The 22,069-nt window shown below is 60.8% G+C and carries 21 protein-coding genes; 8 read left to right on the forward strand and 13 right to left on the reverse strand.

Annotation, left to right across the window (positions count from 1 at the left end):
* Positions 1-2: 2 nt before the first annotated feature.
* The 11 genes from hisS to KI611_RS14005 all read right to left on the reverse strand — a co-directional run bounded on the left by hisS (position 3) and on the right by KI611_RS14005 (position 11,356).
* Positions 3-1,292: a histidine--tRNA ligase gene (gene hisS, locus KI611_RS13955; RefSeq protein WP_226416260.1), complete on the reverse strand. Its 1,290-nt coding sequence runs from the start codon at positions 1,290-1,292 to the stop codon at positions 3-5.
* A complete protein-coding gene (gene ispG / locus KI611_RS13960; RefSeq protein ID WP_226416261.1) occupies positions 1,289-2,518 on the reverse strand; it encodes a flavodoxin-dependent (E)-4-hydroxy-3-methylbut-2-enyl-diphosphate synthase in 1,230 nt (409 codons plus the stop codon). Before ispG ends, hisS begins: the two co-directional genes overlap by 4 nt.
* A 3-nt stretch (positions 2,519-2,521) precedes the next feature.
* Entirely contained in the window at positions 2,522-3,451 is a 930-nt protein-coding gene (locus tag KI611_RS13965) for a RodZ domain-containing protein (protein ID WP_226416262.1), read from the reverse strand.
* Entirely contained in the window at positions 3,448-4,248 is an 801-nt protein-coding gene (gene pilW, locus KI611_RS13970) for a type IV pilus biogenesis/stability protein PilW (protein ID WP_226416263.1), read from the reverse strand. The genes KI611_RS13965 and pilW overlap by 4 nt, the downstream gene beginning before the upstream one ends.
* Positions 4,245-5,336 (reverse strand): 23S rRNA (adenine(2503)-C(2))-methyltransferase RlmN, encoded by a 1,092-nt coding sequence (rlmN, locus tag KI611_RS13975; RefSeq protein WP_226416264.1) that lies wholly within the window; start codon positions 5,334-5,336, stop codon positions 4,245-4,247. Before rlmN ends, pilW begins: the two co-directional genes overlap by 4 nt.
* 85 nt (positions 5,337-5,421) lie before the next feature.
* Entirely contained in the window at positions 5,422-5,850 is a 429-nt protein-coding gene (ndk, locus tag KI611_RS13980; RefSeq protein WP_226416265.1) for a nucleoside-diphosphate kinase, read from the reverse strand.
* Between the two features lie 72 nt (positions 5,851-5,922).
* Positions 5,923-6,609: a hypothetical protein gene (locus KI611_RS13985; protein WP_226416266.1), complete on the reverse strand. Its 687-nt coding sequence runs from the start codon at positions 6,607-6,609 to the stop codon at positions 5,923-5,925.
* A gap of 109 nt (positions 6,610-6,718) precedes the next feature.
* Positions 6,719-8,002: a TRAP transporter large permease gene (locus tag KI611_RS13990; protein ID WP_226416267.1), complete on the reverse strand. Its 1,284-nt coding sequence runs from the start codon at positions 8,000-8,002 to the stop codon at positions 6,719-6,721.
* On the reverse strand, positions 7,999-8,775 hold the full coding sequence (locus KI611_RS13995) for a TRAP transporter small permease (RefSeq protein ID WP_226419915.1): 777 nt from the start codon (positions 8,773-8,775) through the stop codon (positions 7,999-8,001). The genes KI611_RS13990 and KI611_RS13995 overlap by 4 nt, the downstream gene beginning before the upstream one ends.
* 64 nt (positions 8,776-8,839) lie before the next feature.
* Positions 8,840-9,844: a TRAP transporter substrate-binding protein gene (locus KI611_RS14000; RefSeq protein ID WP_226416268.1), complete on the reverse strand. Its 1,005-nt coding sequence runs from the start codon at positions 9,842-9,844 to the stop codon at positions 8,840-8,842.
* Positions 9,845-10,006: 162 nt separating this feature from the next.
* Positions 10,007-11,356 (reverse strand): dicarboxylate/amino acid:cation symporter, encoded by a 1,350-nt coding sequence (locus KI611_RS14005; RefSeq protein ID WP_226416269.1) that lies wholly within the window; start codon positions 11,354-11,356, stop codon positions 10,007-10,009.
* Between the two features lie 152 nt (positions 11,357-11,508).
* Between KI611_RS14005 and KI611_RS14010 the strand changes: the two genes are divergently transcribed.
* The 6 genes from KI611_RS14010 to KI611_RS14035 all read left to right on the forward strand — a co-directional run bounded on the left by KI611_RS14010 (position 11,509) and on the right by KI611_RS14035 (position 17,959).
* Positions 11,509-13,494 carry a PAS domain-containing sensor histidine kinase gene (locus tag KI611_RS14010; RefSeq protein ID WP_226416270.1) on the forward strand — a complete coding sequence of 662 codons (1,986 nt, stop codon included), beginning with the start codon at positions 11,509-11,511 and terminating at the stop codon, positions 13,492-13,494.
* The gene (locus KI611_RS14015) at positions 13,491-14,093 is read left to right on the forward strand and encodes a response regulator transcription factor (protein WP_226416271.1); all 603 of its coding nucleotides are present in this window, start codon (positions 13,491-13,493) and stop codon (positions 14,091-14,093) included. The genes KI611_RS14010 and KI611_RS14015 overlap by 4 nt, the downstream gene beginning before the upstream one ends.
* Before the next feature lie 102 nt (positions 14,094-14,195).
* Positions 14,196-14,522: a thioredoxin TrxA gene (gene trxA / locus KI611_RS14020; RefSeq protein ID WP_226416272.1), complete on the forward strand. Its 327-nt coding sequence runs from the start codon at positions 14,196-14,198 to the stop codon at positions 14,520-14,522.
* Positions 14,523-14,685: 163 nt separating this feature from the next.
* The gene (rho, locus tag KI611_RS14025; protein WP_226416273.1) at positions 14,686-15,945 is read left to right on the forward strand and encodes a transcription termination factor Rho; all 1,260 of its coding nucleotides are present in this window, start codon (positions 14,686-14,688) and stop codon (positions 15,943-15,945) included.
* A gap of 97 nt (positions 15,946-16,042) precedes the next feature.
* Complete coding sequence (rpmE, locus tag KI611_RS14030; RefSeq protein WP_226416274.1) at positions 16,043-16,264, forward strand: 50S ribosomal protein L31; 222 nt, start codon at positions 16,043-16,045, stop codon at positions 16,262-16,264.
* Positions 16,265-16,336: 72 nt separating this feature from the next.
* Positions 16,337-17,959 carry an ArnT family glycosyltransferase gene (locus KI611_RS14035; protein ID WP_226416275.1) on the forward strand — a complete coding sequence of 541 codons (1,623 nt, stop codon included), beginning with the start codon at positions 16,337-16,339 and terminating at the stop codon, positions 17,957-17,959.
* Here the strand turns inward: KI611_RS14035 and KI611_RS14040 are convergent.
* Positions 17,949-19,235, reverse strand: coding sequence for an HD-GYP domain-containing protein (locus KI611_RS14040; protein ID WP_226416276.1), 1,287 nt, complete (start codon positions 19,233-19,235; stop codon positions 17,949-17,951). The two genes, KI611_RS14035 and KI611_RS14040, sit on opposite strands and share 11 nt — an antisense overlap.
* Before the next feature lie 31 nt (positions 19,236-19,266).
* Positions 19,267-19,812, reverse strand: coding sequence for an oligoribonuclease (gene orn, locus KI611_RS14045; protein ID WP_226416277.1), 546 nt, complete (start codon positions 19,810-19,812; stop codon positions 19,267-19,269).
* A gap of 56 nt (positions 19,813-19,868) precedes the next feature.
* Here orn and KI611_RS14050 point away from each other — a divergent pair, with 56 nt between their 5' ends.
* Both KI611_RS14050 and rsgA read left to right on the forward strand, forming a co-directional pair.
* The gene (locus KI611_RS14050) at positions 19,869-21,113 is read left to right on the forward strand and encodes a M48 family metallopeptidase (protein ID WP_226416278.1); all 1,245 of its coding nucleotides are present in this window, start codon (positions 19,869-19,871) and stop codon (positions 21,111-21,113) included.
* The gene (rsgA, locus tag KI611_RS14055; RefSeq protein WP_226416279.1) at positions 21,113-21,982 is read left to right on the forward strand and encodes a ribosome small subunit-dependent GTPase A; all 870 of its coding nucleotides are present in this window, start codon (positions 21,113-21,115) and stop codon (positions 21,980-21,982) included. Before KI611_RS14050 ends, rsgA begins: the two co-directional genes overlap by 1 nt.
* Positions 21,983-22,069: the final 87 nt, after the last annotated feature.

Below are 22,069 nucleotides of genomic sequence, written 5' to 3' on the forward strand. Positions count from 1 at the left end.
GCTTATTCCTCTTCGTCCGAATCGATCAATTGTCCGATGATGGCGTCAGCCAGATCATCAATTTTCAGCTTTTGCTGTGCCACGCCCTCTTCGCGCAACGACTTGAGTTGCGCTTCGCCGGTTGCCGCTTCGTCATCGCCGATGATCACGGCGAATGCCGCACCGCTACCATCAGCCTTTTTCATCTGCGATTTGAAGCTGCCCCCGCCGCAATGCAGCAACACATTGACTCCCTGGTCGCGCAGCCCTTCGGCAACGCGGAAAGCCAGACGGGAAGCTTCATCGCCCTGATGGACCAGATAGACATCGGGCGCCGGGGCAGCCGGCTCACCACCGGCATCCTTGATCAAGGCAATCAGGCGCTCGATACCCATCGCAAAACCACAGGCCGCCGCCGCCTTGCCCCCCAGTTGCCCGACCAGGCCATCGTAACGGCCACCGGCACAAACCGTACCCTGCGCACCGAGACGGTCAGTGACCCACTCGAACACCGTCAGGTTGTAGTAATCGAGGCCACGAACCAGTCGCGGGTTGATCGTAAAAGGAATGCCGGCATCGCGCAACACACGTTGCACGCCTTCAAAATGGGCCAGCGACTCGGCCCCGAGGTAGTCGATCAGCTTTGGCGCGGCGGCGCACAGATCCTGCATCGCCGGGTTCTTGGTATCGAGAATGCGCAGCGGATTGGTATGCAGACGGCGCTTGCCGTCTTCATCAAGCAACTCGGCGTTTTCCTCGAAGTAGGCGATCAACGCGGCCCGGTGCAAGGCGCGCTCCTCCGGCTGGCCGAGACTGTTGAGCTGGAGGGCAATGCCGTCCAGCCCGAGGTCGGCCCACAGGCGGGCGCCCATCAGGATCATTTCGGCATCGATGTCCGGCCCTTCATAGCCGAGCGCTTCGACGCCAACCTGATGAAACTGGCGGTAACGCCCCTTCTGCGGCCGCTCATGGCGGAACATCTGGCCTATGTAATACAGGCGCTGCGGCTGGCGGGCGATCAAGTTGTGCTGAATGACGGCACGCACACAACCGGCCGTCCCTTCCGGACGCAGGGTCAGCGGTTCACCGTTCAGGCTGTCGATGAAGGAATACATTTCCTTCTCGACGATGTCGGTCACTTCGCCGATGGCGCGCTTGAAGAGCGGCGTCGGTTCGACAATCGGCATGCGGATCGGGCGATAGCCGTAGCTCTTCAGCCAGGAGCGGATGGTGTCCTCGAACAGTTCCCAGAATTCGGCTTCGTCGGGCAGGATGTCGTTCATCCCGCGGACGGCTTGCAAGGTTTGACTCATGACTTCAGTTTCTTGTTGTAGGTGCGCTGAACATAGCGCTCGATGATCTGTTTGAACTCGTTGGCGATGTTGTCGCCTTTCAGGGTGACCGTCTTTTCGCCGTCTTCATAGACCGGCGCGGAAGGGGCTTCACCGGTACCCGGCAACGAGATGCCGATGTTGGCATGCTTCGATTCGCCCGGCCCGTTGACGATGCAGCCCATGACGGCCAGCGTCATGTTCTCGGCACCGTCGTAATGCAGCTTCCATTCCGGCATTTTGGCGCGGACGAAATCCTGCACTTCGCCGGCCAGTTCCTGGAACAGGGTACTGGTCGTCCGGCCACAGCCGGGACAGGCCGCGACCATCGGTGTAAAAGCACGCAGGCCCATGGTCTGCAGGATTTCCTGGGCGACGATCACTTCCTGCGACCGCGAACCGCCGGGTTCCGGCGTCAGGGAGACACGGATGGTGTCGCCGATGCCTTCCTGCAGCAGCACGGAAAGCGCCGCCGTCGAGGCAACGATGCCCTTCGACCCCATGCCGGCTTCGGTCAGCCCGAGGTGCAATGCGTAATCGGCGCGCCGGGAAAGCTCGCGGTAGATGGCGATCAGATCCTGCACGCTCGACACCTTGCAGGACAGGATGATCTTGTCGCCAGCCAGGCCAACTTCCTCGGCTCTCGCTGCCGACTCAAGGGCCGACGTCACCATCGCATGGCGCATGATTTCGGTGGCGTCGAGCGGCACGGCCTGGCGGCTGTTCTCATCCATGATCCGGGCGAGCAGTTCCTGGTCGAGGCTGCCCCAGTTCACGCCGATGCGCACCGGCTTGTCGTAACGACAGGCCAGTTCGACCATCTGGGCGAACTGCTCGTCCTTCTTCTTGCCGAAACCGACATTGCCCGGATTGATCCGGTACTTGGCGAGCGCCTCGGCACAAGCCGGATGCTCGGTCAGCAGGCGGTGGCCGTTGTAGTGAAAATCACCGATCAACGGCACGTTGCAATTCATCCGGTCGAGATGTTCGCGGATTTTCGGTACGGCAGCGGCGGCCTCCGGCGTATTGACCGTGATGCGCACCAGCTCGGAACCGGCCCGCGCCAGTTCGGCAGTTTGCAGTGCCGTGCCGAGATAGTCGGCCGTATCGGTATTGGTCATCGACTGAACGACCACCGGCGCACTACCGCCAATGGCCACATGACCAATCTTGCCGAGGCGCGTCAGGCGTTTGGATACAGCGCTCACGATTTACTCCAGAACGAAACGGGCGACGTCGCCGCGCATGTGCGGCGTCAGGTCGACGGCTTGACCATGCCAGAAAACACGCACGCCGGGCGCATAACCAACCACCAGCGAAAACGGCCCCTGGCCGGAAAGGCTTTGTTCCGAACCGGCAGCCACGCGCTGCGAGAAAACCAACTTGTTGTCGCGATCGCGCACTTCCAGCCACGACTCCTTGTCGAAGACGAAGCGCATTTGCGGCGCAGTGCTGGCGGGCGCCGGTGTCGTCTCGGCCCCTGGTGCCGGTGCGACGGGCTTCGCTTCGGTGCGCTCCGATGCAGGCGTCACTTCAGCCGGGGTTACCGCTTGCGGATTTATGATCTCCTGCGGCGTCGCCCCCGGCGGGAAAACCGGCTCGGCAGGCGCGGCCGCCGGGTCGGCCGGGGCGGGTGCCGGCTCTTCCTTGCGAGCCAGCGAGTCAAGCAGGCTCTGGGTGCTTTCACGCAAAGCCGACAGATCGTTGGGAATCAGGAAATAGATCAGTCCGGCCAGGACGACCAGACCGGCGCCAGCCATGACGACCGCCCGGTCGCGGCGCGAGGCGGCCCCGCCGGTATGCGGCATCGAAGCAGGCCGGGCTTCGGGAACTGACAGACTGTTCACCGGTTTTTCGAGAACACTGTCGAGTTGCGCCATCAGTGGCGCCGGATCAAGCTGGAGCAGGCGAGCATAATTGCGCACGAAGCCGCGAACGAACGTTGCCCCGGGCAGTGACGCCCAATCTCCATTCTCCAGTGCCTCGACTTGCCGTGCCCCCAGCTTCAGTGCCTGGGCGATATCGAGAACCGCCAACCCACGCGCTGTGCGCGCTGCACGCAGTTGCTCTCCGACCACGGGCTCAATAACCAATACTGCCGCTTCGGCAGTAATTTCGTCGGCGTTGATCTGCTCACTCATTCAAAATTACCCTTGAGGAATTCCTGATATTCGGGCGAATTCGGGAAACGCCCGCGCAGTTGCGAGGCGTAACCCCCTTCGGCCGCCCGGTTGCCGAGCTTGCGCTCGAGCCTGACGCCCAGCCAGAGTGCTTCGGGGCTCGGCGGCTCCATCACTTTGAGCACGTCCTGCAGGTAGATCCGCGACTCCTCGAGATTGCCACGCTGGTAAAACAGCTTGGCCAACTGGAAGCGCGGCGTCAGACCGCCATCACGCGACAACTGCAGGGCCTGCAACAAATAGCGTTGGGCGCCTTCGAGATCACCCGCCTTCAGGGCGCAAGTGCCGGCATTGCTGTAGGCACGATCGGGCGTCTCGTAAAGCGGGCTTTTCAGGGCATTCAGAAAATAGGCGATCGATTGGCGTTCCTTGCCTGTCTCGCAAAGATACCAGCCGTAGTTGTTATTCACTTCCGGATCGTTCGGCGCAATGTTGAGGGCCTGCCGAAAGTCATCCTCGGCCTTGCCGTACTCTTTCAGCGAGGTAAAAACCAGACCGCGGATACTGTAGGCCTGAAAGTAATTCGAATCGGCGGACAGCGCGATGCGCAGTTCATCAAGGGCAACCGACATGTTGCCGCTCTGGTAATACATCGCGCCGAGTTCGGTATGGATCCTGGCCCGGTTACGCGGATCGTTGGCCGCCATGTTGCGGTCGGCCGGTACCGGATCGAATTTGTATTGCGCCTCGGCGGCAAAAATACAGAGCAGGCTCAGGGCTACCCCAGCAACCCGCTGTTTCAGCGAAAAGACTCTCATGGCCTTGCCTCCTTGATCGGAATCACCCGCCCGGCAGTACGTTTGGTCTTGTCCTGGACCTGTCCGGCCAACTGGCCGCAAGCCGCGTCGATATCGTCGCCCCGCGTCTTGCGCGTCGTGGTGACGATGCCTGCCCCCATCAAAATATCGGCGAAACGGCGCACCCGTTCGGCCGGTGAGCGGCGGAACGGCGAACCGGGAAAGGGGTTGAAAGGAATCAGGTTGAATTTGCACGGCACCGTCTTGACCAGCGCCAGCAGTTCGCGGGCGTGGGCGTCACTGTCGTTGATGCCGTCGAGCATCACATATTCAAACGTTATGAAATCACGCGGCGCTTTTTCCAGATAGCGCCGGCAGGCCGCCATCAATTCCTTGAGCGGATATTTCTGGTTGATCGGCACCAGCTCGTCGCGCAGTCGGTCATTCGGCGCATGCAGCGAAACCGCCAGGGCGACCGGGCATTCATCGCGCAGGCGATCCATCACCGGCACCAGACCGGAAGTGGACACCGTGACGCGGCGGCGGGACAGACCATAGGCGTTGTCGTCGAGCATCAACTTGAGCGCAGCGACGGAATTTTCAAAATTGGCGAGCGGTTCGCCCATGCCCATCAGCACGACGTTGGAAATAACCCGCTCGTCGCCATGCACCGCCCCCAGGGCGTTATTGGCTAACCACACCTGGCCGATGATCTCGGCCACTGTCAGGTTGCGGTTGAAGCCCTGCTTGCCGGTCGAACAAAAGGCGCAATCGAGCGCACAGCCGGCTTGCGTCGAAACGCACAGCGTGCCGCGCTCGCCTTCGGGAATGAATACCGCTTCCACGGCATTGCCATTGCCGACGTCGATCAGAAACTTGCGCGTGCCGTCATCCGACAGCTTGTCGGAGACAACCACTGGCGGTGCGACAACCGCCTTCACCTTGAGCTTTTCGCGGAGGCTCTTGGCAATGTCGGTCATGGCATCGAAATCAGCCACGCCGGAACGATGGATCCAGCGCAGCACCTGCCGTGCCCGGAAAGGTTTTTCACCCTCCCCGGCAAACCAGGCAGTCAGGCCTTCACCATCAAGATCAAGAAGATTTTGCATCAGCATCCCAGTCCGTCATTCCCGCACCGGCGGGAATCCAGAAACGACTGGATCCCCGCTTGCACGGGGACGACGGGAGCGTGAATCAACGACCGGCGTAAACGTTCATGCCCGGAAAGAAGAAACCGATTTCAACAGCGGCGGTTTCCGGGGCGTCAGAACCGTGCACGGCATTGGCGTCGATCGATTCGGCGAAGTCGGCGCGAATGGTGCCGGCGGCAGCTTCCTTCGGATTGGTGGCGCCCATCAGTTCGCGGTTCTTGGCGATGGCGCTTTCGCCTTCCAGCACCTGGATCATCACCGGGCCGGAGATCATGAAGGAAACCAGATCCTTGAAGAAAGGACGTTCCTTGTGCACGCTGTAGAACTGACCGGCTTCCTGCGGGGACAGCCAGGCCATCTTGGAAGCAACGATCTTCAGGCCGTTCGATTCGAAACGGGAGTAGATCTTGCCGATAACGTTCTTGGCAACAGCGTCGGGTTTGATGATGGAGAGAGTGCGTTCGATAGCCATTTAATTGCTCCGCAAAAGCTAGTCAGTTGAAAAACGGGCGATTTTAGCAGAATAGCGGCGCCTACGCCTGCCTCACTGACCAGCGGCTTTGTCGTCCCTGGTCGCCTGCAGCGGCTCGCGCAGCAACGCAAAATCCCGTGGCGCAACGTACTGCAGCAACTCCTTGCCACCACCATCGACCAACACATCCAGGCCTTTTTTTGGATAGAGCAGATGCACCCGCTTTTCGGAAAGCACCAGCCGCTCGTCCGGTTGACCAAAGCGCTGGATTACCGTCGCTTCGTCGAGATTGACCGTCGGAATCACGCTGATCGCCCGCACCGGCATATTTTCAGCCGCTGCCAGATCATCCGGATGCAAGGTGATTCGCCGCGTCGTGCTCTCCATGTGCTTGGCCTTCAGCGCCCGCTCGCGCATGGCAGAAATCGCGTCTTTTGAAGCATCGACCGTAACAATCACTTTGGCCAGCACAAAACCGAGCGGCACCTGCGCGTAGTAGCCCTCCAGCGAACCCAACTCTTCAGGCTCGGCAATGATCGCCACTTCCATGTCCGCGCCCAGTTTCTGGCGCACGTCGCCCAGCGTACTGACGCCCGGCTTCAGACCAAACACCGTGCTACCGCCCTGGTTGTCGGATTCGACTTGCCACGGCAGGTTGTTGTTCGGATCGACGCCCTCGGGCTGACTGCCAAGCGGAATGAAGAACGGCACGATTAGCGCAACGACGATGACGGCAAGCAGGGCAAGAGCAAATTTCATGGAATGCTGATTCGAAAAACGGGTCCCGATTGTGCCATAGACGCCGCTCCCCAAATAAAAAAGCCGCGCCCGGACAATGCGGGGCGCGGCTTTGCACCGACAGATCAGATTACAGCATGCCCAAGGTGCGTGGCAGCCAGAGCGACAGGCCCGGCCAGTAGGTGACGACGATCAAGAAGCCGAGCATCGAGAGCAGCCACGGCCAGACCGCGACGGTCAGTTCGGTGATGCCCATCTTGGTAATACCGGAGGCGACGTACAGGTTGAGACCGACCGGCGGATGACACATGCCGACCTCCATGTTCACCACCATCAGAATGCCGAAGTGCACCGGATGGATGCCGAGGGCCACGGCAACCGGGAACAGGATCGGCGCGAAGATCAGCACGATGGACGACGGCTCCATGAAATTGCCGGCCAGCAACAGGATGACATTCACCGCCAACAGGAAGGTGATGACGCCAAGGCCGTTGCCCAGCATCCAGTCGGCCAGCGCCTGCGGAATGTTCTCGTTGGTCATGATGAAGGAGAACAGCACGGCATTGGTGATGATGTAGAGCAGCATCGCCGACATGTTGGCCGAATTGAGCAACACCTTCGGCACATCTTTCAGACCCAGGTCCTTATAGATGAATACCGCACAAATGAAGGCATAGACTGCCGACATTGCGGCCGCTTCGGTCGGCGTGAAGATGCCGGTGTAGATTCCACCCATCACCACGACAATCAGCAGCAAGCCCCAGACCGACGCCCGAAAGGCTTTCCAGCGCTCGCCCCAGGTCGCCTTCGGTTGCCGCGGGTAGTTGAACTTCTTGGCGCGATACCAGGTGACGCCGCCGAGCACGCCGGCCAGGGCCAGACCGGGCAGGACGCCGGCCATGAACAAGGCGCCGACCGAGGTATTGGTCGCCACCGAGTACATCACCATGACGATGGACGGCGGAATCAGGATGCCGAGCGCCCCCGAGGTAGCGATCACCCCGGCCCCGAACTTGTTCGGAAATCCGGCTTTGACCATCGCCGGCAGCAGGATCGAGCCGATCGCCACGACCGTCGCCGGACTGGAACCGGAGACCGCCGCGAACAGCGCGCAGGCCAGCACGCCGGCCAGACCGAGGCCGCCGTACCAGTGGCCGACCATCGAGGTGGCGAAATTGATCATCCGCTTCGCCACCCCGCCGTGCGTTAAAAAGTTGCCGGCCAGAATGAAGAACGGGATGGCCATGATTTCGAACTTCTCGATGCCGGTGAATAGCTTGAGCGCCACCGATTCGAGCGGTACCTGGGTCATCGTGAACAGGAAGGTCAACACGGTCAGGCCGAGCGAAATCGAGATCGGCATGCCGGTCAGCATCAGGACGGCCAGCAAACTAAAAATCACCAGGGCGTTCATTGCTGGTCTCCATTCTCGTTCTTGGCACGACGCTCGGCCTGACGCCGTTCGCTATCGATCTTTCCGTCGGCGGCATGGCGGCGCTCGTTACCGGTTCGGCGCTCGCCGGTCATCGTGTGCGTCAGATCGTGCATATGCAGGTTGTCATCCATGCCATAAGGGTCGAAATCGACCGGCGGAATTTCTTCTTCCAGACCATCGACATGACCGTGATCGTGATGCGGCAACTCGCCGGTTTTCAGAAAGCTCCAGGTGACCTGCAGGAAACGGAAAGACATCAGCGAGGAACCGAGCGGGATGGCGCTGTATACAATCCAGGTCGGCCACTCGAGGTCAGGCGTCGTCGGGCCTTCGTAGTTGTCGCCGGTATCAATGCCGAGAAACTGGAAGATGGCATAGTGGGCGCCGTTTTCCCAGACGAAATTGGCCCCCAGCGCGGCGACAACGCCGGTGAACGTCGCGCCGGCGAGCAGACCGAAGACGATGAACTTGCCGCGCATGCCCTCGTTGAGCCGGTTGATCAGGACATCGACCCCGACGTGAATGCCGGTACGCACGCCGTAGGCGGCGCCGAACTTGGCCATCCAGACAAACATGATGATGCAGAGCTCTTGCGCCCAGCCAAAATTGAGCGTCAGCAACCAGTCCTGCAAGACGGGAATATTCTGCCCGGCCAGATAACGGTGCATGACGGAGACGAAGATAATCAGCGTGGCCGCGCCCATCAGGAAAGTGACCAGCAGCTCTTCAAGGTGATTCAACGCTTTGTTGATCATAACGGGTTCCCCCAGTGCAACCCGGGGGCCGCAGCCCCCGGGTTCTTGTTACTACGACGACTTACAGGCTATCCGGCTTGAATCCGATATCCTTGTACACCGCCTGGATGACCTCCTTGCCAACCCGGCTTTCCATCTTCTGATGCACCGGCACCAGCGCCTTCTTGAAAGCCAGGCGCTCTTCCTTGGTCGGCACGTAGATGGTCGTCTTGCCGCTTTTCTTCACCGCCTCGAGCGCATTGTCGTTCTCGATCTTGGCAATCTGGTTGGCATAGCGGGTAGCCTGCTCCATCGCATCGTTCAGTTGCGCCCGGACATCGGCCGGCAGACCGTCCCAGAACTTCTTGTTCACGATCACGGCATAGCCGAGGTAGCCATGTTCGGTCAGGGTCAGATGCTTTTGCACTTCATGCATCTTCTGCGTATAGAGATTGGAAATCGGGTTCTCGGTGCCATCGACCACGCCGGTCTGCAGCGCCTGATATACCTCGGAGAAAGCCATCACCTGGGGCAAACCGCCGAGGGCACGGACCTCCTCTTCAAGCACCTTGGAGGACTGGATGCGCAGCTTCTTGCCCTTCAGATCAGCCGGCGACTTGATCGGCGAATTCAGAGAGAAGGACTTGAAGCCGTTGTCCCAGTAAGCCAGACCACGAATACCCTTGGGTTCCAGCTTGGCCAGCAGATTTTTCCCGACCGCGCCGTTGGTGACTTTGCGCAGGTCGTCGTAATTGGCAAAGATGAACGGTAGATCGAAGACCTCGAACTCCTTGACGCCGAGCGGGCCGAACTTGGCCAGCGACGGGGCCAGCATCTGGACGGCGCCCAACTGCAGCGCTTCCATTTCTTCCTTATCCTTGTACAGCGTCGAATTGGCGTAGACCTCGACCTTGACTTTGCCCTTGGTCAGTTCGGCCGCCTTCTTGGCGAACATTTCCGCCGCCTTGCCTTTCGGGGTGTCTGCCGCCACGACGTGGCTAAACTTGATCACAATGGGTTGCTGGGCATAGACAGCCAGCGACAGGGCACCGGCCAACAGGCCGATCAGCAGCTTGGAAATTTTCATTTTTCTCCTCCAAAGGTTAGGTCGCACAATTCTTGAGTTGCGACTGAGTGAAATTATTACGAAAGGCGTAACCGCTGCGTATTGTGGATATCCACAATCGAACCCGCCAAAAAAAACCGCCGGACGGGCCGGCGGTTTCCTTTTTAACATGAGCAAGGTCGATCAGTGATGCTCGACAATCGGTCTAGGGCTATGCGGAATCTCGATATCCGGCGCATCGTCGAGCACCAGTTCCGGAAAATCCGCCTCATCCGGCGTTTCGTTATTGAGGACCGCGGTCATCCGCTCGGTATCCAGCGCATTGCACCACTTGGCGACGACCAGCGTGGCAACGCTGTTGCCGATGAAATTGGTCAGCGCCCGCGCTTCCGACATGAAGCGATCGATACCGAGAATCAGCGCCAGACCGGCGACCGGCACGGTACCGACGGCCGACAAGGTGGCGGCGAGAACAATGAAGCCACTACCGGTGACGCCCGCCGCGCCTTTCGAGGTGAGCAACAAAATGACCAGCAGAGTGACCTGCTGCGAAAGATCCATCGGCGTATTGGTTGCCTGGGCGATGAAGACCGCAGCCATCGTCAGGTAAATGGAAGTGCCATCGAGATTGAAGGAGTAGCCGGTCGGCACGACCAGGCCAACGACCGATTTCTGGGCGCCGGCGTTTTCCATCTTGGCCATCAGGCGCGGCAAGGCCGATTCCGACGACGAAGTGCCGAGAACCAGGAAAAGCTCTTCCTTGATGTACTTGATCAACTTCCAGATGGAAAAGCCGTGGAAGGCGGCAATGCTTCCGAGAACGCCGAAGATGAAGATCAGACAGGTCAGATAAAAGGCGCCCATCAGGCTGGCCAACTGGGTCAGGCTGCCGACGCCGTGCTTGCCGATGGTGTAGGCCATTGCACCGAAAGCGCCGATCGGGGCGACTTTCATGATCACGCCGACGATACCGAACAGCACATGCGACAGCTTTTCAATCAGATCGAATACCGGCTTGCCGCGCTCGCCGAAGGCATGCATCGCATAGCCGAAGAGAATCGAGAAGAACAGCACCTGCAGCATGTCGCCCTTGGCAAAGGCATCGACCACGCTGGTCGGGATGATGTTCATCAGAAAATCGACGGTCGACTGCATCTTGCCCGGCTCGGCATATTTGGCGATGCCCTTGGTATCGAGCGTTGCCGGATCGACGTTCATGCCGACACCCGGCGCCCAGACATTGACGACGATCAGACCGATCAGCAGCGCCACCGAACTGACCACTTCGAAATAAAGCACCGCCAGCCCGCCGGTCTTGCCGACCTTCTTCATGTCCTCCATGCCGGCGATGCCGACGACGATGGTGCAGAAAATGATCGGCGCGATGATCATCTTGATCAGCTTGATGAAGCCATCGCCCAGCGGCTTCATCGCGGCCCCGGATTCCGGGTAGAAATGGCCAAGGGCGACACCGATGACGATGGCGACGATTACCTGAAAATAAAGACTCTTGAATACTGCTCGCTTGGCCATGAACGACACACTCCAGTAACAGCTACATTCGGAAAGGTTCAAAAAACAGGCGGCAGTATCGTGACTGCTCCGCTCGCGCACCATTGTGGTTATCCGAATTGTGGAAAGCCGCAATGGCCGGTCGGTAAAAAACGTGGTGTACCATTTCCGCCATGCGCAACATCGCCCCCACCCCGCCAAGCAGTGCCCGCCGCCTGCGCTGGCTGCTCGCCCTGCCCAAGCTGGGCATCGTTCTACTGCTGACGGCCATCCTCTCCCTGCTCTGGCTGCTCCATCGCAACGAGATGGAAGAAGAACGGGCGGCGCTGATCAAGGACGTGCTCTGGCTGGAACAAAGCCTGCGCTTCCACCTGAACAGCAACGAGGAACAACTGCAACAACTGGCGGCCGATCTGACCGGCCAGGCGGGGGCGAAAAAGCTTTTTCGCCTGCGCGCCGGCCATCAACTGAAAAACAATCCGGAAATATCGCAACTGCTGTGGTTCGATGCCCAAGGCAGCGTGATCGACGCCTTGCCGACCACCACGCTGCCCGATCAGGAAATCGCCGCCTTCGGCCCGCCGGTTGCCGCCAAAGCCTTCGAGCTGGCCAGCCGGCTCGGCAAACGCTACTACAGCGAGCCTTTTTTCCTCGAAGGCAACCGCGCCGTTGTCGAATTGATGAATCCGATTTTCGACGAAGGCCAACTCAAGGGCATGCTGGTCGTTGTTTATCCGCTCGATGCTCTGCTCGGCAACCTGGTGCCCTGGTGGTTTACCGAGAAATACAAGGTCGAGATCATCGACGACAACGACATCCAGTACGCAACCAAGACCAACATCGACAGCAAGGGCAGCCAGAGTTACGAAATCCCGTTCGACCCGCCGGGCTTTGGCATGAAGCTGCGGATCAGCAACTATCAAAATGCCGACAACTCGCTGCAGCGCGGGCTGACCCTGGCGATATTCGCCCTCGCCGCCGGCGTTTTCTGGAGCCTGTGGATCGTCCGCGACCTGATGAAAAAACGCTCGCAGGCCGAAGAGGCACTGAGCGCCGAACACGCCTTCCGAACCGCGATGGAGGATTCGCTGACGGTCGGCATGCGGGCCCGCGACCTGAACGGCAAGGTCATTTACGTCAATCCGGCCTTCTGCAAGATCACCGGCTTCTCCCGTGAAGAAATAGTCGGCACGTCGCCACCCATGCCCTACTGGGTGCCGGAGCAGATAGAAGAAACCTTTGCCCAGCATCAGCGGGTGATGGCCGGCAATGCGCCGCCCGACGGCTTTGAAATCACCTTCATGCGCAAGAATGGCGAGCGCTTCGATGCCCTGGTCTACGAAGCCAAGCTGATCGACGGCAAAGGCCAGCACACCGGCTGGATGGCATCGATCCTCGATGTCACCGAGCGCAACCGAGCCGAGGAGTTCGCCCGGATGCAACATGAGCAACTGCAATTCACCTCGCGCCTGGTCACCATGGGTGAAATGGCCTCGACCTTGGCCCATGAGCTGAACCAGCCACTGGCGGCGATTGCCAGCTACAACACCGGCTGCCTGAACCTGCTCGACCGGCCGGCCTGCGACGTCCGGGAGATTCGCCCGGCCCTCGAGAAAATCGGCGTCCAGGCCCAACGGGCCGGCAAGATCATCCGCCGCGTCCATGATTTCGTGCGCAAGAGCGAACCCAAGCGCGCGCCATGCGCTCTTGGCGAAGTGATCGAAGATTGCCTCGGCTTCGTCGAACCCGACGCCCGCAAGCGGCGTATCCGCATCGAATGCACGATTCCCGGACTGCCGCCGATTCCGGCCGATCGCCTGATGCTCGAGCAGGTACTGCTCAACCTCATCCGCAACGGCATGGAAGCGATGGCCGCGACGCCGGAAGCCGATCGGGTGCTGCATATCGCCACCGAAACCACCGACAGCGAGCTGCGCATCAGTGTCAGCGACCAGGGCTGCGGCATTGCTCCGGAAATCCGCGACAAACTGTTCACCGCCTTTTTCACCACCAAGCCGGAAGGGATGGGCGTCGGCCTGTCGATCTGCCGCTCGATCATCGAATTCCACCGCGGTCGCCTGTGGGCCGAGGACAATACCCATTCACCAACGGGAAGCGGTACGATATTCGCCTTCACCCTGCCATTGGAAGCTGCATGAGCGCGCCACAAGCCCACCTGGTCGATGACGACGATGCCATCCGCGATGCCCTCGCCTGGCTCCTCAAGTCGCGCGGTTTGCCCTGCGCCACCTATGCTTCGGCCGAATGCTTCCTGGCCGCCTGGAGCCCGGCGATGAGCGGCTGCGTCGTGCTCGACATGCGGATGTCGGGGATGAGCGGGCTGGACTGCTTCGATCAGCTGCGCGAACGCGGCTCGATCCTGCCGGTGATATTCCTGACCGGTCACGGCGATGTGCCGCTGGCCGTCGGTACCCTCAAGAAAGGCGCTTTCGACTTCTTCGAAAAGCCGCTCAACGATAACGAGCTGGCGACGCGGATCGCCGAAGCGATGGAGCTCGATACCCGGCAGCGCGCCGAAAACGCCACGGTCGACTCGGTCAATAGCCGCCTCTCCAGCCTGACCACCCGCGAACGACAAATCATGGAACTGGTGCTCGCCGGCAAGTTCAACAAGGTGATTGCCGATGAACTGAATATCAGCATGCGCACCGTCGAGGTACATCGCGCCAACCTGTTCGACAAGATGCAGATAAAAACCGCAGTGGAGCTGGCGAATTTATTAAAACCTGGACGCTGATGCTTCCCTAAGCCATTTTTTTTCGCTAGCATCACGACAAAACTGCACCCGCCCTTGCGGCAAATCCCCCCCATTCGTAACACCCATTCCCACGAGGCAACCATGAGCGAGCATATCCATTACGTCACCGACGACACATTCGAAGCCGAAGTGCTGCAATCGCAGCAGCCCGTGCTCGTCGACTACTGGGCGGAGTGGTGCGGCCCCTGCAAGATGATCGCTCCGATCCTCGACGAAATCGCCACCGAATACAGCGGCAAACTGAAAGTCGCCAAGGTCAACATCGACGACAATCAGGCGACACCGGCCAAATTCGGCATTCGCGGCATCCCGACCCTGATGATTTTCAAGAACGGCAATGTCGAAGCGACCAAGGTCGGCGCCCTTTCGAAATCGCAACTTGCCGCTTTTATTGACAGCAACCTGTAATCTCCGTAGTCTCCCGGCCTGAAGGTGCGTCCTGCATCTTCAGGCAGACGCAACAGGCTCCGCGCCCCGGCGTCCTTCCCCACCTGAAAAGCAATCAAGCTATCGCGCCCCGGCTCTCGGGCAGACGCCCGGCCCTCTCTTAGGCGCCACACACTCCGACTACATGCAACTTTCCGAACTCAAGACACTACACGTCAGCAAATTGCTCGATATGGCCACCGAACTGGCTATCGAGAACGCCAACCGCATGCGCAAGCAGGAGCTGATTTACGCCATCCTGAAGGCCATCGCCAAGAACGGCACGACCATCTACGGCGACGGCACCCTCGAGGTGCTGCAGGACGGCTTCGGCTTCCTCCGTTCATCGGACACCTCCTACCTCGCCAATACGGACGATATTTATGTCTCCCCGTCACAGGTCCGCCGCTTCAATCTGCGCACCGGCGACACCATCGAAGGTGAAATCCGCACGCCGAAGGACGGCGAACGCTATGTCGCGCTGACCAAGCTGGAATCGATCAACGGTTTCCCGCCGGAAGCGAACAAGAACAAGATCATGTTCGAGAACCTGACGCCGCTGCACCCGACGCGCATGCTGCGTCTGGAGCGCGACATCAAGTCGGATGAGAACATCACCAGCCGGGTCATCGACATGATTGCGCCGGTCGGTTGCGGCCAGCGCGGCCTGATCGTCTCGCCGCCGAAGTCCGGCAAGACGGTAATGCTGCAGAACATCGCCCATGCCATCACGGCCAACCACCCGGATGTCGTGCTGATCGTGCTGCTGATCGACGAGCGCCCGGAAGAAGTCACCGAAATGACCCGTACCGTCAAGGGCGAGGTGGTGGCATCGACATTCGACGAGCCGGCCAGCCGCCATGTCGCGGTCGCCGAAATGGTCATCGAGAAGGCCAAGCGCCTGGTCGAACACAAGAAGGATGTCGTCATCCTGCTCGACTCGATCACCCGCCTGGCCCGTGCCTACAACACCGTGCAGCCGGCCTCCGGCAAGGTACTGACCGGCGGCGTCGACGCCAACGCCCTGCAGAAGCCGAAACGCTTCTTCGGTGCCGCTCGCAACATCGAGGAAGGCGGTTCGCTGACCATTCTCGCCACGGCATTGATCGACACCGGCTCGCGGATGGACGAAGTGATCTACGAAGAGTTCAAGGGCACCGGCAACTCGGAAATCCACCTCGACCGCCGCATGGCCGAGAAGCGGATGTACCCGGCAATCAACGTCAACCGCTCCGGCACCCGCCGCGAAGAACTGCTGCTCAAGCCCGACGTCCTGCAAAAGATGTGGGTGCTGCGCAAGCTCTGCTACCCGATGGACGACCTGGCCGCAATGGAGTTTCTGCTCGACAAGGTCAAGTCGACCAAAGGCAATGCCGAGTTTTTTGACGCCATGCGCCGCGGCTAAGCCAGTAAAACGTATTGCAAGCGCGTGATTATTCGAGGATAATCATGCGTTTTCCAGGTCGGCCACATCCGCCGGTCGCGTAACGAAAGGACACAAAGTGAAAGCCGATATCCATCCCGAGTACAACGAAATCCAGGTAACCTGCTCCTGCGGCAGCACCTTCACGACCAAATCGACCATGAAGAAAGCCCTTCATGTTGAAGTCTGCTCCCTGTGCCACCCGTTCTACACCGGCAAGCAGAAGATCGTCGATACCGCCGGTCGCGTTGAAAAATTCAACCAGAAGTTCGGCGCCATGCGCGGCAAGTCTGCTGCCTGATTGCTCTGAATTACGGTACGAAAGGCAGCCTCCAGGCTGCCTTTTTTATTTCCGTTCATCACCGCTCATTGCATGCCTGATTTTCTCGCCCCGATCCGTCGCGGCATCCGCCTGCCTCCGGCCGGCTGGGTACTCGCCGCCATTCTCGCCTTCTACGTGCTCGCCGGCCTGTTCGGGCGCGACCCATGGAAAGGCGAAGACGCCATCCATATCGGCGCCGCCTGGCAGATGTTTCACTACGGCGACTGGTTGTCGCCCGACCTGGCCGGCCGGCCGTTCCACGAACCGCCGTTGTATTACTGGAGCGCCGCGCTCACCGGCCATCTCTTCGGCTGGCTGCTGCCGATGCACGAAGCCATGCGACTGGCCAGCGGCCTGTGGCTGACACTGGCGCTGATCGGCCTGTATTACGCCGGTCGCGAACTGTACGGACAGGAAAGTGCGGCGGCCAGCCCCTTGCTGCTCGCCGGCTGCGCCGGCCTGCTCTTCCATGCCCACGACGCCCAGCCGATGTTGATCGCGCTGGCCGCCTATGCCGGCGCACTCGGTGCGCTGGCGACCATCGGGCGCCGCCCCCGCCTGACTGGCATTTATTATGGCGTGGCGGTCGCCGGCTGCCTGCTCGGCACCGGCATTGCGCCAACCCTGCCGCTACTTGCCATTGCCCCGCTCGCCTGGTGGCTGTCGCCTGATCGGCCGAAAGCCTTGCACACCCTGGCCATCGGTCTCGGCATTGCGGCCTTGCTCATTCTGCCCTGGCCGCTGCTCCTGCTCAATCTCGAACCGGCCCGCTTGCACGGCTGGCTGGCTACCGAACTGGCGCCGCTGAAAACCGCGTTTTCCTTCTCCGGCGCCGGTCGTTTTCTCTCGATGCTGCCGTGGTTCGCCTTTCCCGCCCTGCCCCTGGCCGGCTGGACGCTGTGGACGCGCCGCAAAGACCTCGGCGCGCCGGCCCAATTGTTGCCGCTGGCGTTTCTGCTGCTGACCCTGCTGATGCTGGCCCTCGCCTTCCGCCCCCGCGAAACTCCCGCCCTGTTGATGCTCCCCGCCCTGGCCCTGCTCGCCACGCCAGGCGCACTGTCGTTGCGGCGCGGGGCCGCGAATGCCTTCGACTGGTTCGCCATGATGACCTTCAGCCTGTTTGCCGGACTGATCTGGCTCGCCTGGTCGGCGATGGCGCTCGGCTGGCCGGAAAAACTGGCCAAACGCGTCGTGATACTGCGCCCTGGCTTTGTCGGCCAATTCGACTTTTCCGACTTCGTGATCGGCCTTGTCGCGACTGCCTGGTGGATCTGGCTGATCGTCACCGCCCCGCGCTCGCCCTATCGCAGCCTGACGCACTGGGCACTCGGCTTTACCACGCTGTGGCTGCTCGCCACCACGCTGATTCTGCCCTGGTTCGACTATGGCAAGAGCTATCGCCCGGTCGCCCAGGCCATCGCCCGGGAACTACCGGAGGGGCATCGCTGCCTGGCCGAACGCGGGCTGAGCGACACCCAGCGCGCCTCGCTGTCCTATTTTGTCGAAATCGAACCTGCCACCATCGGAAGCGCTGCCGGCAAGGCCTGCGACTGGCTGCTGGTGGGGGGCGATACGAATCAGGAACTGGCGGCGCCGGGCGGCAACTGGCGCAAAGTCTGGGAAGGCAACCGCCCCGGTGAACGCAAGGAAAAATTCCGCCTGTTCAGGCGCTGAGCGCCGCACTGTCGGCGGCTGGGCAGGCCGCCGCCATCGCCAGATCAATATCGCCGGCAATGATGCGGACGATCGCCGGTTCGATTCGCCCGGCGGCGACCAGTCGATTCATGAAATCCAGCGCGACAGGTGCGGCCATTCCCGCCCGGTAAGGCCGGTTTTGGACCATCGCCTGAAAAATGTCGGCAACCCGCAGAATGCGCGCCTCGATCGGCAGATCCCCGGCATCGATATGGAACGGATAACCGCCGCCACCCGGCTCTTCGTGGTGATAGGCCGCCCACCGGGTGATTTCCTCGAAGCCATGGATGTGACGAAGAATCTGGAAGGTCTCGAAGCTGTGGGCATTCATCACCGTCCGCTCGCGCTCGTCGAGCGGCCCCGGCTTGTCGAGGATTTCATCCGGCACGCGCAGCTTGCCGAGATCGTGCAGCAGCCCGGCGATTTCCAGCTTGTCGCAATGCTCCGGCCCGACCCCCAGGCGTTCGGCGATGAAGCGGGCAAGACGTGCCACACCGAGCGAATGCTCGGCGGTAAACGGGCTTTTGGCATCGACAATGCGGGAAAAAATCAGCGCCAACTGCTTCAGGTCACTGGTTGACGCCCCGCTGCTGACACCGCGCTCGAGCATCACCTGCAAGGCCGACTGAATGCCGCGCGGCTCGAGTTGCAGCCAGAAGGCTTCGGACGACGAGGCGGCGAGAAAGGCCTCGACCAGTTGCGGCGAAAAATAAGTTCCGGAACAGGCGGCGATCTTGTCGCGAATGCCCGGCACATGCATCAGCACGCCTTCGGCATAGAACGGTGCCGCCAATGCATCGACCCGGTCGACCAGGTAGATCAGATTGGCCTGCTCGGCGACGTCGAGGCTCACTGGCGGCGTCCGGATCAGACGGTCCCAGCGCGTGTGATGATAGAGGATGGGCTCGGCGAACGCAGCGAGCGGCGCAAAATCGCGCAGCAACAGATAGCCGACATCGCAATGCCCCTGCGACGACTCCCAGTCGAACTCGGCGACCAGATGATGATGCACCTGGGTCGACGAGACACCGATGTCGTGCAGCATGCCGAGATCGAACAGCGCCGTGCTTTGCTTGCGGGACAAGCCGAGCTGATGACCGGTTGCCGCCGCCATGATGCCGACCCGCTTGCCATGGGCAACGTCGTCGACGCCGACCAGGTCAAGCGCATCGGACAAGGCGTAGATCACCTGGCGCAGATCGACATGCATCTTCGCCGGTCCCTTGGCACCGCTATGGCTAGGACGATTTTCCATCTGACTCTCGGAACGCTGCTTTCAATCTGACTCAGCCCTTCAGGAAATGTTCGCGGTAATACTTGAGCTCATCGATCGATTCGTAGATATCGGCGAGCGCCGTATGCCGGCCCTTTTTCTTGAAACCCTTGTAGATTTCCGGCTGCCAGCGCTTGCACAACTCCTTCAGCGTACTGACATCGAGATTCCGGTAGTGGAAGAAAGTTTCCAGCGTCGGCATGTAGCGCGCCATGAAGCGGCGGTCCTGGCCGATCGAATTGCCGCACATCGGCGAGTGGCCGGTGGACGAATATTTCTTCAGGAACTCGAGCGCGGCGACCTCGACTTCCGCCTCGCTGAGCAGCGAAGCCTTGACCTTGTCGATCAGCCCCGAACGGCCGTGGGTTTTCTGGTTCCACTCGTCCATGCCAGCCAGCACTTCGTCCGACTGATGGACGACCCAGGCTGGCGATTCGGCAACCAACTCGAGCTCCGAATTGGTCACTACCATGGCCATTTCGATAATGCGGTCGCCATCCGGGTTCAAACCGGTCATTTCCATATCCAGCCAGACGAGGTTGTTTGCGTTGCCTGCCATATAATTGCCCGATTCCGTAAAAAACCGAATTTTCTCACAGCTTTGCATCGACCTTCGTGACCCCCGACTTCACCCTCCTGTTTCTCTTCATCTTCGTCCTGACGCTGACCGCCCGCCTGTGGCTGACACTGCGTCACATCCGCTTCGTCGCCGCCCACCGGGCGGCCGTACCAGCCGATTTCGCCGAACGCATCGGATTGCCGGCGCATCAAAAAGCCGCCGATTACACCGTCGACCGTAGCCGGATGGCCATTTTTTCGACGTTGATCGATGCCGGCCTGCTCCTCGCCCTGACCCTCGGCGGCGGTCTCGCCTGGCTGCACGACTTCTGGTCGGGCCGCCTCGGTGAGTTGCCCTACGGCCTGGCGATGATTTTCAGCCTGCTGGCGATCTCCGGCCTGATCGATCTGCCGCTCTCGCTCTATCGCCAGTTCGTCATCGAAGCCCGGCACGGCTTCAACCGGATGACCCTCGGCCTGTTCTTCGCCGATCTCGTCAAGCAAACCCTGCTCGGCATTGCCATCGGCGCCCCGGTCATTCTCGCCGTGCTCTGGCTGATGGGCGCCATGGGGACGTTCTGGTGGCTCTATGTCTGGCTGTTCTGGTGTCTCTTCAACCTGCTCATCCTGTTCATTTATCCGACCTGGATCGCGCCGCTGTTCAACAAGTTCTCGCCGCTCGCCGACGGCGAGATGAAAACCCGCATCGAAGCCCTGCTGGTACGCTGCGGCTTTCGCTCCTCCGGCCTTTTCGTGATGGACGGCTCGAAACGCTCGAGCCACGGCAATGCCTACTTCACCGGCTTCGGCAACACCAAGCGCATCGTCTTTTTCGATACGCTGCTCGCCCGCCTCACGCCGAGCGAAGTCGAAGCCGTGCTGGCCCATGAACTGGGCCACTTTCGCAAGAAGCACATCGTCAAGCGCATCGTTTTCATGTTTGCCGCCTCGCTCGGCCTGCTCTGGCTGCTCGGCCAGCTGATCGACGCGCCGTGGTTCTACAACGGATTGGGGGTGCCGGCCGAGAACACCGCGCTCGGACTGATCCTGTTTTTCCTGGTCATCCCGGTCTTTACTTTCCCGTTCAGCCCGCTCAACAGCTATTTTTCGCGCCGCCACGAATTCGAGGCCGATGCCTACGCGGCGGAACACGCCGACGCCGGCGAGCTGACCCGCGCCCTGGTCAAGCTCTATCAGGACAATGCCTCGACGCTGACTCCCGATCCGCTGCATTCGCTGTTCTACGATTCCCACCCGCCAGCGGCGCAGCGCATCGCCCGGCTGCAGATGGCGGCCCGCTGATGGAAGGCCGGGTCATTGCCGCTCATGGCCGGCAGTATGTCGTCGAACTGGCCGACGGCAGCTTGCTGCCCTGCTTCCCGCGCGGCAAGAAGAGCGATGTCGCCTGCGGCGACCGCGTCGACATCGAACGCACTTCCAGCGACCAGGGCGTCATCGAGGCCATTCAGCCGCGCACCAGCCTGCTTTACCGCTCGAACGAGTACAAGCAGAAGCTAATTGCCGCCAATGTCGACCAGCTGGTGATCGTCGTCGCCACCGAACCGGCCTTTTCCGACGACCTGATCACCCGCGCCCTGCTGGCCGCGGAAAGCGAGGAAATCGAGGCGCTGATCGTCCTCAACAAGTGCGACCTGACCGACAAGGTAGCGGCGGCCCGCGAGCGCCTGACCATGTTCAGCAAGCTCGGCTACCGCATCGTCGAACTCTCCGCCCTCAAGCATGCCGAAGACCTGCGGCCGGAACTGTCCGGCGTGACCAGCGTGCTGGTCGGCCAGTCCGGCATGGGCAAATCGACGCTGGTCAATGCGCTGGTCCCGGAAGCCAACGCCGCGACGCGCGAAATATCGCAGGCGCTCGACTCCGGCAAGCACACGACAACCCACGCCACGCTCTACCATCTCGACGCCGAGAGTCAGTTGATCGACTCGCCCGGCCTGCAGGAATTCGGCCTCGGCCATCTCGATCGCCAGGAAATCGAATACGCCTTCCGCGAATTTCGCCCCTGGCTTGGCCAATGCCGCTTCCGCGACTGCCACCACAATCGCGAACCGGACTGTGCGCTGACGGCGGCGGTCAAGGCCGGGGAGATCGACGAAAAGCGCTTCGCTGTTTATCACCGGATCATCGGCACGCAACGCGGCACCGCCTGAATGTAAACGGCCGGGCGGCACGGGTAGCAATATTCCCGGCACCCGGCGATAATCCGGACAGCATCGCCCAGACGGTGTTACAGGAGG

The sequence above is a fragment of the Dechloromonas denitrificans genome (assembly GCF_020510685.1).
GTDB lineage: Bacteria > Pseudomonadota > Gammaproteobacteria > Burkholderiales > Rhodocyclaceae > Azonexus > Azonexus denitrificans_A.